15 protein-coding genes and 1 other annotated feature (1 of these 16 cut by a window edge) are annotated in these 12,807 nt (G+C 45.4%); all 15 genes read right to left on the reverse strand.

Annotated features, from left to right (window positions below):
• Nucleotides 1-799, reverse strand: partial view of a branched-chain-amino-acid transaminase gene (gene ilvE / locus ACYCSE_RS02770; RefSeq protein ID WP_459701270.1) — the 5' portion only. The gene continues 86 nt to the left of window position 1, outside the view; the window shows 799 of its 885 coding nt (coding positions 1-799); it begins with the start codon at nucleotides 797-799; the stop codon falls past the left edge of the window.
• A gap of 17 nt (nucleotides 800-816) precedes the next feature.
• On the reverse strand, nucleotides 817-1,716 hold the full coding sequence (gene pheA, locus ACYCSE_RS02775; protein ID WP_029518431.1) for a prephenate dehydratase: 900 nt from the start codon (nucleotides 1,714-1,716) through the stop codon (nucleotides 817-819).
• Entirely contained in the window at nucleotides 1,713-2,681 is a 969-nt protein-coding gene (thrB, locus tag ACYCSE_RS02780; protein WP_459701272.1) for a homoserine kinase, read from the reverse strand. The genes pheA and thrB overlap by 4 nt, the downstream gene beginning before the upstream one ends.
• A 27-nt stretch (nucleotides 2,682-2,708) precedes the next feature.
• Nucleotides 2,709-3,995 (reverse strand): homoserine dehydrogenase, encoded by a 1,287-nt coding sequence (locus ACYCSE_RS02785; protein WP_069290208.1) that lies wholly within the window; start codon nucleotides 3,993-3,995, stop codon nucleotides 2,709-2,711.
• 43 nt (nucleotides 3,996-4,038) lie between these two features.
• A complete protein-coding gene (locus ACYCSE_RS02790; RefSeq protein WP_013311587.1) occupies nucleotides 4,039-4,476 on the reverse strand; it encodes an ACT domain-containing protein in 438 nt (145 codons plus the stop codon).
• A gap of 157 nt (nucleotides 4,477-4,633) precedes the next feature.
• Nucleotides 4,634-5,944: a GTPase ObgE gene (gene obgE, locus ACYCSE_RS02795; protein WP_459701275.1), complete on the reverse strand. Its 1,311-nt coding sequence runs from the start codon at nucleotides 5,942-5,944 to the stop codon at nucleotides 4,634-4,636.
• Between the two features lie 13 nt (nucleotides 5,945-5,957).
• Nucleotides 5,958-6,695, reverse strand: coding sequence for a Spo0B domain-containing protein (locus tag ACYCSE_RS02800; RefSeq protein WP_061828886.1), 738 nt, complete (start codon nucleotides 6,693-6,695; stop codon nucleotides 5,958-5,960).
• A gap of 145 nt (nucleotides 6,696-6,840) precedes the next feature.
• On the reverse strand, nucleotides 6,841-7,158 hold the full coding sequence (rpmA, locus tag ACYCSE_RS02805) for a 50S ribosomal protein L27 (protein ID WP_039272574.1): 318 nt from the start codon (nucleotides 7,156-7,158) through the stop codon (nucleotides 6,841-6,843).
• Nucleotides 7,159-7,163: 5 nt separating this feature from the next.
• The gene (locus ACYCSE_RS02810) at nucleotides 7,164-7,502 is read right to left on the reverse strand and encodes a ribosomal-processing cysteine protease Prp (RefSeq protein ID WP_013311591.1); all 339 of its coding nucleotides are present in this window, start codon (nucleotides 7,500-7,502) and stop codon (nucleotides 7,164-7,166) included.
• Between the two features lie 13 nt (nucleotides 7,503-7,515).
• Nucleotides 7,516-7,827, reverse strand: a complete 312-nt coding sequence (gene rplU / locus ACYCSE_RS02815; protein ID WP_013311592.1) for a 50S ribosomal protein L21 — start codon at nucleotides 7,825-7,827, stop codon at nucleotides 7,516-7,518.
• A 13-nt stretch (nucleotides 7,828-7,840) separates the two neighbouring features.
• Nucleotides 7,841-7,928, reverse strand: a sequence feature (ribosomal protein L21 leader region).
• A 98-nt stretch (nucleotides 7,929-8,026) separates the two neighbouring features.
• The gene (locus tag ACYCSE_RS02820; RefSeq protein WP_254326833.1) at nucleotides 8,027-9,211 is read right to left on the reverse strand and encodes an Rne/Rng family ribonuclease; all 1,185 of its coding nucleotides are present in this window, start codon (nucleotides 9,209-9,211) and stop codon (nucleotides 8,027-8,029) included.
• 48 nt (nucleotides 9,212-9,259) lie between these two features.
• A complete protein-coding gene (locus tag ACYCSE_RS02825) occupies nucleotides 9,260-10,138 on the reverse strand; it encodes a M50 family metallopeptidase (protein WP_459701280.1) in 879 nt (292 codons plus the stop codon).
• The gene (locus ACYCSE_RS02830; protein WP_459701282.1) at nucleotides 10,131-10,976 is read right to left on the reverse strand and encodes a peptidoglycan DD-metalloendopeptidase family protein; all 846 of its coding nucleotides are present in this window, start codon (nucleotides 10,974-10,976) and stop codon (nucleotides 10,131-10,133) included. Before ACYCSE_RS02830 ends, ACYCSE_RS02825 begins: the two co-directional genes overlap by 8 nt.
• Before the next feature lie 340 nt (nucleotides 10,977-11,316).
• The gene (gene minD / locus ACYCSE_RS02835; protein ID WP_061828810.1) at nucleotides 11,317-12,114 is read right to left on the reverse strand and encodes a septum site-determining protein MinD; all 798 of its coding nucleotides are present in this window, start codon (nucleotides 12,112-12,114) and stop codon (nucleotides 11,317-11,319) included.
• A 3-nt stretch (nucleotides 12,115-12,117) separates the two neighbouring features.
• On the reverse strand, nucleotides 12,118-12,780 hold the full coding sequence (gene minC, locus ACYCSE_RS02840) for a septum site-determining protein MinC (RefSeq protein ID WP_013311597.1): 663 nt from the start codon (nucleotides 12,778-12,780) through the stop codon (nucleotides 12,118-12,120).
• Nucleotides 12,781-12,807: the final 27 nt, after the last annotated feature.

Genomic DNA, 12,807 nt, shown 5'->3' on the forward strand with positions numbered 1-12,807 from the left:
CGGAGCCGATCGTACGACCATCCACTTCATAAGCTGCAATAACTTCTGCCGCAGTTCCTGTAAAAAACACCTCGTCCGCAACATATACATCATGCAGTGTAAAAGGTTGTTCCTTAAGGGGGTATCCAAGCTTAGCACACAAATCGATAATAGCATTACGAGTAATCCCTTCAAGCGCCCCCAAATAGCAAGGAGGTGTATATAACACTCCGTTTTTGACAATGAAAATGTTGTCCGCAGAGCCTTCCGTCACATACCCTTGGGAATTGAGCATAATAGCCTCACCTACACCAGCATAGTTAGACTGGATCTTCACGAGGATATTGTTGAGATAGTTCAATGATTTAATCTTCGGATTCAAAGCGTCCGGGATGTTGCGACGCTGAGAGACAGAAATTGTCTTCAGGCCAGTCAAGTAAGCTTCTTCCGGGTAAATGGCGAGCTGCTCCACGATAATGATGACACTCGCCTTCGCACAACGAAGAGGATCTAAACCTAGATTTCCTGCACCTCGGGATACAATCAGACGGATATATCCGTTACGCATTTCGTTAAGACGAATCGTTTCAGCCATTGCTTCCAACATTTCATCAGGAGACAAAGGAATGTTTAACTGAATGGATTTGGCAGAATCATACAGACGATCCAAGTGCTCCTTACATTTAAAAATATTCCCTTTATAGATACGAATGCCCTCAAATATACCGTCTCCGTACAAGAATCCATGATCATATACGGAAACCTTTGCGTTTTCCTTAGTCACATGCTGCCCATCCAGATAGATCCATTGTTCTGCCATTAAAACCACACCTCCGATTAATGTTCCTTTAAAATAGGTTCGATCGCTGCTTCAACATACTTGTAGCTTGGATAAGAGCCAAGAACACGTACATGGCACCCCAAAGCCTCGATCTCTGCAAAGGCTGCCGGAAGCAGCACGGAATGCAGAGATTCCAAAACTTCAATGTAAAAATAATAATTCCCCAATTGCTTTTTGGTCGGACGCGATTCAATACGAGACAGATTTAACCTGCGCCATGCAAATGCGGATAAAACCTGATGCAGCGCTCCCGGGAAATCCTGCGGCGGCGTGACCAAAATACTGGTTCGCTGACCTTCAGGCGTACCCGGGAGACTTATAGGTTGATGACCGATCAAGACAAAGCGGGTAAAGTTGTTATCGTGATCCGTCACTTTGCTGGCCAAAATATCCAATCCGTGTTTGGCAGCCGCAAGCTTGGTTCCGAGAGCGGTCCAGCCTTTACCGGGGTTATGTTTAACAATTTCGACGGCTTCTGCCGTACTTCCTGCACTCTCCAACTCGGCCTGAGGAGCGGAAGCCTGTATGAATTCTTTACACTGGGGAAGCGCCACAGGATGAGACATAATTTTTACCACTTTGCTCAAATCCAGCTTGTCCAAATCCTTCGTAAATTCACTGCGATGACCAATAAGATTTTGAATTGAAGGATATACCCATTCCGCCTGCATTTGAATGTCTACTTCATGTACAAGCCAATCCATATGCAAACTTACAGAGCCATCAATCGTATTTTCAATGGGAATTACACTATAGTCTGCCTGACCCTTGTCTACTGCCTGAAATACGTCCGCAATATGTTTGTAAAAAAGTAATTCATGGGACGTATCTCCTAACAAATACTTAATCGCTTCATGAGAAACAGTCCCCTCAGGAAGAAGTGCAATTCTTTTCATATCGTAAGTTCCCCTTTAATCATATCCATAAAAGGGAGAGTATTCCCTTCTGTATATACTTTAACTCCTTCATTCTCAGGGCGCAATTTTAAAACAGAAGCAGTGATCCCTTCTTTGTTCATGGTATCCGTTAAATACTGCTCCAGCTCTGCTTTCCGATTTTCCCGCCGATCTGTCAATGCCAGCAACGTTGGTCCAGCCCCACTTAGAGCCACACCCAAAGCACCATAATGGCGCGCATCCTGCAAGATCTCTGTCATACCTGGCACAAGTGCCGCGCGGTAAGGCTGATGAAGCTGATCACGCATCGCTTCGGCGATTAAATCGGTTCGTCCCGACGCCAATGCTGCTACCAGCATGGAAGCATGACTTATATTATATACAGCATCCTTCAACGATACATGAGCGGGTAGAACCTCTCTAGCTTTCGACGTGGACAGCTGAAAATCTGGAATAACTACCATAACCTCCAGATTGGCATCTGGTTCAAGCCGTAAATGCTTAGCATGCTCGCCGTCCCACATCGCTGTAATAATACCACCAAACAGGGAAGCTCCAACATTGTCCGGATGTTTTTCAATGGCGCTTGCCATATCGAACAGCTTGGAATTCGGCAGAGGCGAGCCAATCAACGTATTGGCAGCGACCAAAGCGCCCACAATAGCAGAAGCGCTGCTACCCAAACCGCGGGTAAGCGGAATATCCGAGTACATCGAAATATCGAGCTCAGGAACAGATACACCTGCTTCCCGAAAAACCATTTGTGCTACCTTGAAAATCAGATTAGTTTTATCTTGGGGAACACCATTCATTTCATCTCCGTATAAATGAAAAGCCGTCTGTTCGGCCTCTTTCATTTCAATCCATGCATATAAGGACAATGCCATGCCCAATGTATCAAAGCCGGGACCCAAGTTGGCCGTACTCGCAGGCACACGCACTCTTGCTGTTTTTAAAACGGTCATACAGATAATTCCTCCTGCTTTTATTGACTATCCCTCTACTCGATATACGCTCTTGATGCGACGAATGACGTCTAAAGTTTCAAAATGCTCCAAAACCTTTTTCATACTCGCTTTACTGGCTAAATGAGTCACGATAATAATTTCAGCATCGGGGTTAACCTCATTCGGTTGCTGCACAACAGATGCCAGACTGACATTAAATTCAGCAAATACTTGCGTAATCCGTGCCAACACCCCTGCTTTATCATCCACATGCAGAAGCACGAAGTTTTTGAAATACACATCTTCGTCGTTACTAATTTTTTTAGGGTTGTAAGGAACGATGGCTTTAAGCCCATTGACACCAAGTTTGAGATTTTTCACTACAGCTACTAAATCAGCTACAACCGATGTTGCCGTCGGCATTTCACCTGCACCCGCACCATAAAACATGGTTTCACCCACTGCTTCACCATGCACATACACCGCGTTGAATACCCCGTTCACCGAAGCCAATGGATGCTGCTTGCGTACCATGGTCGGCTGAACGTTAATCGTAAATTCATCACCCTGACGCTCTGCAATGCCGAGCAATTTCATTTCATATCCTAGTTTTTTAGCAAAAGCAATATCTTCACTGGTTACCTTTGAAATGCCGCTGACACTTACATCCTTAAGCTCTACATTAGAGCGGAAACCAAGCGTGCCGAGAATTGCCATTTTACGAGCTGCATCCAGTCCTTCCACGTCTGAGGTCGGATCGGATTCAGCATACCCAAGCTCCTGCGCTTCCTTGAGAACTTCCTCGTACGAGGCTCCTTCCTGACTCATTTTTGTTAAAATAAAGTTGGTCGTACCGTTCACAATCCCCATAATGCGGGTAATACGGTCGGAGGAGAAACCTTCAATGAGTGTACGAATAATCGGGATACCGCCTGCTACACTAGCTTCATAAAAAATATCACATTGCTTTTCCTGCGCCTTTGCTAATACTTCAGAACCGTGCAAAGCCATTAAGTCCTTGTTAGCTGTTACGATGTGTTTACCCCGCTCCAACGCTTCAAGAATGTACTCCTTCGTCTGATCAACCCCGCCCATGACTTCGATAATTACATCAATTTCAGGGTCTCGAATAACTTCCCATGGGTCCTCAGTAAGCTTGGCCGTGTCCACTTCAATGGAACGATATTTTTCTATGTTTTTTACAGCTATTTTTTCAATGATGATCGGTGAACCGACTTGTCTGCTCAAATCTTCCTGATTGCCTTCTACGATTCGAACGACTCCCGTTCCTACCGTCCCTAAACCTAACAATCCTACTTTGACCGGTTTCATCCATTCCCCTCCCGCAAACTTATATCTAATGAACTGTATTGCCTTAACCTTGCCCAATCAGGCGAACACGTTTGACTCCAGAGATGTCCTCCAAGCCCTCCAGTAGAACACCCAACTCTTCACTGAGTCTGGACATTTCTACCGAGATAACTACGTTGGCTCTGCCTTGCAGTGGAATGCTTTGCTGGATCGTCAGCACATTGCCTCCGAAATCAGCCACTCTGCCAAGCACCCTGGACAACATTCCGGATTGATGTTCTAAATCAATAGAGATATTGACAATTCGCTCACGCTCCAGCTGGTTAACCAAATGTATGCCATCCTTATATTTATAAAAGGCGCTTCGGCTTAGCCCAACTTGCTCCACGGCATCATGCACGGTTTTAACATCTCCCGAAGCCAGCAGCAGTTTCACCTGTATGGTCTTAACAATAGCTTCAGGCAAAATATCTTCCCGTACCAAGTAATAGCGCTCTTTCAAGAACGTCCTCTCCTCAAAGACTTATGTTTTTGTATAGAGGACATTATATCGAAACTCATGAAAATCGGCAAGCTAACAATGCAAAAAACGGCTACTGCCTTCTATAGAGTTTCCTATAGTACAGTAACCGTTCAGGTTTTAGACCTTTATTTGATTTTTAGTAGTAGCTGCTGCCTTCAACAAATTCGAACTCGAAATCAGCAATGCGTACAGATGTACCATCTTTGGCGCCACGCTTGCGTAACTCAGCATCCACACCCATGTGGCGTAACGTTCTTGCTAATTTCAAAATGGCATCATGCGAGTTCAACTGCATGCGCTTCATCATGCGCTCAATTTTAGGGCTCTGCACCACGAATGTGTCGTTTTCACGTACAATTGTAAAGCCATCGTCTTCTGCTGTATCCAGCTTAAATACCTTACGTTCATTGACTTCTGCTACTTCCTCAACAACTGGCTCGTCCGGTATTTGATCCAGCAAATCAGCAGCCCGGTAGAGCAGTTCCTTTACACCTTGACGTGTCAGTGAGGAAATAGGCATGATTTCAAGATCAGGACGTATAGAAGCAATCTGCTCTTTGAAGTGAGCCAAGTTTTCTTCAGCTTCTGGCATATCCATTTTATTGGCCGCCACAATTTGCGGACGCTCAGCCAATGCTGCATTATATTGCTTCAATTCGTCGTTAATTTTAGTCCAATCTTCAAACGGGTCACGTCCTTCGGAGCCCGCCATATCCACGACATGGATAATAATACGCGTCCGCTCAATGTGCCGCAGAAATTCATGTCCCAGCCCAATACCTTCATGAGCCCCTTCAATCAAACCGGGCAAATCCGCCATCACAAAATTACGATGATCACCCACATCCACAACGCCCAAATTCGGAGTAATCGTTGTAAAGTGGTAGGCCCCAATTTTCGGTTTTGCGGAAGATACAACCGACAACAAGGTAGACTTCCCAACACTAGGGAACCCGACCAAGCCTACGTCAGCCATTACTTTTAACTCAAGCGTGATATAACGTTCTTGTCCCTCTGCGCCGTTCTCAGCCAACTCAGGCGCTGGATTAGTCGGCGTAGCAAAACGGATGTTCCCGCGTCCTCCGCGTCCTCCTTTAGCTACGACGACTTGTTGACCATGACGTGTCATATCTGCTACTACTTCACCAGTATCATCATCTATGATGACCGTTCCCGGTGGTATACGTACGATCATGTGCTCCGCATTGGCTCCGTGTTGACTTTTGTTGCGACCTTTTACTCCACGCTGGGCTTTAAAATGACGTTGGTACCGAAAATCCATCAAGGTACGCAAACCCTCATCTACACGGAAAATTACGTCACCACCGTTCCCTCCGTCACCACCACCTGGGCCACCTTCAGGAACGTATTTCTCACGGCGAAACGCAATTAATCCGTCTCCACCGTCACCGCCTTTAACAAAAATCTTCGCTTTATCTACAAACATGGTTACACCTTCCTTATGTCTGGCACTGCATCCGAATTTGAAGCATTTCGCCCGTAGGAAGCTTCTCTGTTCGAATGCGTTTACTTCCGGGTACGGATCTGACCTGCTTTAGGATATTCAAATCCGCAGGTATGTCACTTCCTTCAAAACGGACGATAACATCATTCTGATCCATACCGAAAAAAAGTGTCAATCTGCGCACTTCTCCCCAGGACGACCGGCCCCCGCCATATTGATACGCACGCACCGTTTCTATGACGGCCGAGGCAAGCGACTCGCCGTCTTCGGGAGACATGACAGCGTCTAACTTTAACTGCTCCTCAACCTGTACCGACAACTGTAAATTACCGGCGTTCACGCGAAAAGACTGCAAATAAAACACCAGTGAGGGAATACCCAACTTAGATATTTTACTGTCTTCCGCCACGCGCCCTTTTATTGTTTCCACATAAGCAACAGATTTATCATGCTTATTCATACGAATATATCCATAAAGCACCTGCAAGTCATTCATCCAGTCATGCCGATGATGGTTAAGCATTGAAATCGCTGTACGCTCAAAAGAACGCAAAGCAGCTTTCCGTTCATACTCAACCTGTCTTTGCGTATACCACATACCAAAGCATGCAGCAACTACAGACCATACTGCTAATAAGATAATCGTTAATACTTTAGGATAGAGCAGTGAAAAAACCAAAGGAATCAGAATGGAACCCAACGCCAGATAAGGCGCTCTTATCCGCTGGAACATGGCTTCTCTCCGTTCTGCGAAATTAAATGGATTATTAAAGAACCTTAATCCAGTATAGCACAGACTAACTTTCCAGTTCATTACCATCATGCAAAAAAGCCTCCGACAAAAGTGCCGGAGGCTTTTCAGCGTGTCTAAGCCGCTATTAAGCTTCTACAGTAGCTGCTACTGGAGCAACGTCGATCGGGTAGATGCTCACCTTTTTGCGATCACGGCCCCAACGTTCGAACTTCACAACGCCGTCCACTTTCGCGAACAGAGTGTCGTCCTTACCGATGCCCACGTTCGTGCCCGGGTGAATTTTCGTTCCGCGTTGACGAACCAGGATGCTACCGCCGGTAACTGCTTGACCGTCAGCACGTTTCACTCCAAGACGTTTCGATTTACTGTCACGTCCGTTCTTTGTGGAACCTACACCTTTTTTCGATGCGAATAATTGAAGATCCAATGTCAATTTCAACATGATGTCTACCTCCTTCTTTGATTATTTTCTATTTGAATATACTTACCGTATGATTCAGCAATACTTGTCAGCATAATCACCATGGACTCCAGCAACAGTTGAACCTGTGCGTTCGCATCATGATAACTTTCAGGAGAAAGATACGCGCTTAAAAAGCCGTTTTCCATTTCCGTTTCCATCTCAACGTCCGTAAGAGCTCCAATCGAATTGACAGTTCCTACTGTTACCGCCGAAACGCCAGCACATACGATATCCTCGCCAGATTTAGCGAAATTTGCATGTCCTTTAACGGAAAACCCCTGTATGCTGCCATCCTCCAGTCGTGTAATACGCACGATAATCACTTATCGCACCCTCTTACGCTTGGATTTTTTCAATCGTCACTTTCGTGTACGGTTGACGATGACCTTGCTTCACATGGTAGTTCTTTTTAGGTTTGTATTTGTATACGATGACCTTTTGACCTTGACCATGCTTCTCAACTTTAGCTGTTACAGAAGCTCCAGAAAGAAGCGGTGTACCTGCTGTCAAGCCATTGTCGCCGGACACTGCCAGAACACGATCGAACGTTACAGTTTCACCATCATTAGCTTCCAACTTCTCGATGAACAATACGTCGCCCTCTTGAACTTTGTATTGCTTACCACCTGTTTCGATAATTGCGTACATTTGCTTGCACCTCCTTATGTCTCAGACTCGCCTAATAGCAGGTGGCAGATTCCCTTAGGATACTGCACTTCAGTACCTGATTGGAGCGGTTACAGCATGTGCAGCCAATCTTACGCATCACACATACTAAATGATTGTAGCACAAGCTTTGTACACATTCAACCTTTAGTTTTAAAATGATTTTTGGTTACGCATCGCTCTACACGAGCGTCTTTTCCTCACGCACTTTTTTGCGGGTCATTTCCAGCAAACCTAACCGCGTCCAACCGACAACATAAGATTTGGTCCGATCCTTCTTCAATCTTGCTTCCAGCACAGAGGATACTTCCCGACGGTTCTCCTCTTGTTCCATGTCAATAAAATCAATGATGATGATACCACCAATATCACGCACACGTACCAGGCGGGCAATCTCTTCAGCTGCTTCAATGTTAGTCCGGGTCACCGTTTCTTCCAGATTACTGCCTCCCGTAAACTTCCCGGTATTCACATCAATGACGGTTAATGCCTCCGTATGATCAATGACAATGTATCCGCCGCCCTGCAGCCATACCTTTCGCGCAAAATCGCGTTCCAGCTGCTCATGAATGCCATAAGCTTTGAAAATTGTTTCTTCTGGATCACGAAATATACTTACATGAGCTTTCGCAGGACCAATCTGTTGCAGCATTATTTCTGCATCCTTTGCTTGCTCTTCACTGTCAATGACCAGTTCATCCTGTTCAGGTGTAAACACATCCCGAATCAACCGCTGAACAATACTTAAATCCCGGTGTAATTCGCACGGAGCCGAGTGTTCACCAGCTTTACGCTGAATAGCCGCCCACTGCTTACGCAGTTGATTTAAATCATTTTCAATCGCCTCTATACTCATGTCCTCCGAAACGGTACGGATTATGAGTCCTTCCTCACTTGTGCGTAGCTGCTCTCCCATTGCTTTCAAACGGGTACGTTCGCCCTCACGTTCGATCTTCTTAGATACGGCCACATAATCAGCACGGGGCATATATACGATCCAGCGACCCGGAAGTGAAAAATGAGTAGTGACCCTGGCTCCTTTACTACCAACAGCCTCTTTTAATACCTGCACTACAATTTCCTGCCCTACCTTTAACACTTCAGAAATGGATGGCTTTACCTCCGGCTGCTTGTCCAAATGAGCATGAAGTACGTCATCTACATACAAAAAGGCATTCTTTCGCTGTCCAATGTCAACAAAGGCGGCTTGCATACCTGGTAGCACATTGACCACCCTCGCTTTGAAAAAAGAACCTAGAATTCCCCGTTTTCGCGGTAGTTCAGCCGCATATTCAACCAATCGTCCCTCTTCCAACAGCGCCATTTGGGTCATCTGCTGCTGGCATTGTACAATCATTTGCTTCATGGTTTTTCAACCTCTCTGGATACAGCCTCTTCCTTAACTCATAAAACATTATTTGGGCTTGGGTTCTCCACCATCTGGCGGGCGTGTCGCAAAATAAGAGCGAATAAGACGTTGCTCCGGCAGTACGGCTACAATCCGTCCCTGTTCATTCATAACATAAACCATATGATACCGATCTCTTCTGAAAAGACGCAAAATAGGCTCCAAATGTTTCACTGGCAGGGATACAATAGGTAAGGCAATACTTCCCTTAGCTACTTCGCGGTAAAAAAGCTCGTCCCTCCCCAGCAAAAACCGTATAAAACGGTAAGGGATATTCCGATAATCCACAATATTAGAATAAAGCAAAAAAATCCCTACCGCCAGCAGATTTAAATGGATAGGTCCATTTTGCCTTAACAACGGCGAAATACCATATATACAAAATAGCAAACTCGTTACGATACTGGCTCTAAAAGTCCACACTAATGTGCGGTGATAAGAACAAGATAAGCTAATCAGTGCCTGCAATATTTTTCCACCGTCAAGTGGTAAAATGGGCAGCAAATTAAACAGTGCAATAACTGCATTCCCCTGAATGATATAATTTACATAATCATACTCCAGTCCACTCACATTTCTGAACCACAAAAGGATGATGATCATGATTCCGTTTTGCAGGGGCCCCGCTAGCGCAATGACAATCTCCTTCCACGCATTGAGCCTCCCCTGATCCTCAATGACCGCCACTCCTCCAAAGGGTAACATCTGTATGGAAAGCACCCGCGCACCCAACAACGAAGCAGCTGTCGCATGGCCTAGCTCATGAATAAATACCAATGTAAATAAAGTTATGATCTCGATAAAATGTCCCGTTAATATAGAGGTCAGCATAACCAATACAAACAGTGGATGTAGTGATAAGGTCACCCCTCGGACATTAATCAAGGGCTACCACTTCCGACGGGTCAATGTATTGATCCCCTCTTTGAACTGCCAAAAACAAAGTCGCCGCCTCGCTGCCGCTGTGACTTGCTGGCAGTACACCGATCTCATCTCCCTCCTGAACCCAGTCGTTCACTTTTAAGGTAGAGCGGGAAAGCCTTCCGTAAGTTGCTGTGATACCGCCAGTGTGTCGAATTGTAATCGAAATCCCGCTTTTGGGATGATTTAATATGTCTAATACTCGACCTGCATCTATACTTTTAACAGCGATTGCCCCGTTATCGGTAACATTCGGCGTAATTTCTACCCCTTTAAGGCTCAGTACAAAAGGCTGTGTTATATTGCCTTCAATCGGTGGAGAGTCCTTTCGACTTGCGTCTACCTTGTGCGTTTCATGCTCCTCGCCAAAAATCGGCAAAAAGGAAGGTGCTCCGTCAAAATAAGTTTCATACCAATGTCCGACGGCTGCAAAATCCATATCCTTATTCAAGGCATCCGCAATAAACATTCTCAAATTCACTGCATAGGGAATATCCCAACGAAACATTCCCCATACCATTCCAAATAACACCGTTGCTATGACTGATCTTCGCCAAAAGGAAGTCCAAAAAGACGGACCACGATTCGTCCCAAAAGATTGCTGCCAGCGTTGCCGTTCATTTTTCCACTCAGTTTCTGGGTCTCTGGGCGAGTTGGCACTGACTATAGGCATCGACTTCATATCTTTATCCCCGTGCCTGTTCTGATATATGCCAGAGGGATACGTCTCCGCTTTGCTTCCCGCGATTAGCTGCTGTATACGTTCTTCTCTGCGCTGCTTGATTCCGGAATTTTTATTCATCCTGTTCAGCCCCCTCAGCGAGGTATGTTTGATACATCTTATGAGGACGGGCTTCAACTTATGTTGTCCGGTTCGGGATTACGCACCTAAAAATCAAAAAAACCGGCGCTAGCGCACCGGATATGTTTTGTATTTATGATATTTATGTAGTGACTCTAAATTTTGAGAAACCGTATTATAGGAATTTAAAAAGATAAACCAAAAACACTTAAATAAGATTATCACTTATTTAAGTGTCTAGTATTACAAATGAATACGACTACAGTTCCTACCTTAGAACCAATGGAAAATTACGTAGGAAGTGTGGAAGCAATTTACCAGCCATAACTTCCTGTTTTCCTCATCCACCCATACCAAAAAACTTCTTAAAGCGTGTCATCACGCTTTTCTTTTGGTCCAGCTGCATGAGGGGCACAGTATCGCCCAAGATTCGTCTCGCAATGTTACGATAAGCAATCGCGGCCTGTGAATCTGGATTCATAACGGTAGGCTCCCCTGTATTAGCGGCTTTAATTACCATTTCATCATCCGGCACAATCCCAATAAGGTCTATGCTAAGCACTTGTAAAATCCCATCAATATCCAACATATCTCCGGATTTAACCATGCTATTGCGAATGCGGTTAACCACCAACTTGGGTGATACCACATGTGAGCTTTCCAGTAAACCAATTACCCGGTCTGCATCGCGTACGGCTGCATTTTCCGGGGTGGTCACAACAATGGCCTGATCGGCCCCGGCAATGGCATTTTTAAAGCCCTGTTCAATACCCGCAGGGCAGTCGATCAATATATATTCAAAATCCTTTTTAAGCTCCAAAATAATATCCTTAACTTGCTCCGGCGTAACAGCACTCTTGTCCTTGGTTTGAGCGGCTGGCAGCATATACAGCTCCTCAAAACGCTTGTCCTTAACCAGTGCCTGATTTAAACGGCAACGACCTTCCGCTACATCAACAAGGTCATAAATAATCCGGTTTTCCAGACCCATCACAACGTCTAGATTACGCAAACCGATATCCGTATCCACCAAACATACCTTTTTGCCGAGCAGTGCAAGCGCTGTTCCTATATTGGCTGACGTCGTCGTTTTGCCGACGCCGCCTTTTCCTGAAGTGACGACGATAGCCTCTCCCATGTGCTACACCCCTTTGAACACGTTAAAATCGCGGCCCAGACGCACAATATTGCTCATTTTATCTATTTGCATAGCGCCATCCTTGAGATACGCAAATTCCATACCGGATTCACGTGTCTCCCATTCGTCTGGTGGACGGCTGATCATTTCGGAAATTCGCAGCTGTGTCGGTGCAAAATAGGAAGCCGCAATAATCGCTTCACTATTCCCCTCCATCCCTGCATGCGCCATGCCTCGCAAAGCGCCGAGGACATATATATCACCAGTACATGTTATAATTCCACCCGGGTTTACATCTCCCAAAAAGAGTAGGTTCCCATTGTGATGAAGCACTTGACCAGAACGGATAATCCCTGTCACCGTGTGAATAGGGGGCTTTCCCTGCACTTCCACAGGCAGTCCAGGTGATTCTACAGACCTGATGAGCAAATTCCCCTTTTGCTTCAAGATCTCCAGAATACTTTCCTTCTGTTCCTCTGTCACTTCTCGGCTTCCCAGCTTAATATCCACATGAATGATCGGGCCTGTTAAAATATTTTGATGACTGTGCTCCAGCTTAAAACGCAGCTCACCTAGCAAATCCTCAAACTCGCATTGATCGTCCAGCAGGAATACCAGGCCATCTTTGATGCCTTTAATCGTGACATGATTCGATTTCACCGCCATTAGCCTGTCCCTCCTATCTCAATCATT

This window comes from Paenibacillus sp. SEL1 (assembly GCF_054602535.1).

What these genes read in the sequence shown, in the direction of transcription:
- pheA (WP_029518431.1), bottom strand. Translation starts at nt 1,716, where the DNA reads ATGAAAAGAATTGCACTTCTTCCTGAGGGGACTGTTTCTCATGAAGCG.
- thrB (WP_459701272.1), bottom strand. Translation starts at nt 2,681, where the DNA reads ATGACCGTTTTAAAAACAGCAAGAGTGCGTGTGCCTGCGAGTACGGCC.
- ACYCSE_RS02785 (WP_069290208.1), bottom strand. Translation starts at nt 3,995, where the DNA reads ATGAAACCGGTCAAAGTAGGATTGTTAGGTTTAGGGACGGTAGGAACG.
- obgE (WP_459701275.1), bottom strand. Translation starts at nt 5,944, where the DNA reads ATGTTTGTAGATAAAGCGAAGATTTTTGTTAAAGGCGGTGACGGTGGA.
- ACYCSE_RS02800 (WP_061828886.1), bottom strand. Translation starts at nt 6,695, where the DNA reads ATGTTCCAGCGGATAAGAGCGCCTTATCTGGCGTTGGGTTCCATTCTG.
- rpmA (WP_039272574.1), bottom strand. Translation starts at nt 7,158, where the DNA reads ATGTTGAAATTGACATTGGATCTTCAATTATTCGCATCGAAAAAAGGT.
- rplU (WP_013311592.1), bottom strand. Translation starts at nt 7,827, where the DNA reads ATGTACGCAATTATCGAAACAGGTGGTAAGCAATACAAAGTTCAAGAG.
- ACYCSE_RS02820 (WP_254326833.1), bottom strand. Translation starts at nt 9,211, where the DNA reads ATGAAGCAAATGATTGTACAATGCCAGCAGCAGATGACCCAAATGGCG.
- ACYCSE_RS02830 (WP_459701282.1), bottom strand. Translation starts at nt 10,976, where the DNA reads ATGAATAAAAATTCCGGAATCAAGCAGCGCAGAGAAGAACGTATACAG.
- minD (WP_061828810.1), bottom strand. Translation starts at nt 12,114, where the DNA reads ATGGGAGAGGCTATCGTCGTCACTTCAGGAAAAGGCGGCGTCGGCAAA.
- minC (WP_013311597.1), bottom strand. Translation starts at nt 12,780, where the DNA reads ATGGCGGTGAAATCGAATCATGTCACGATTAAAGGCATCAAAGATGGC.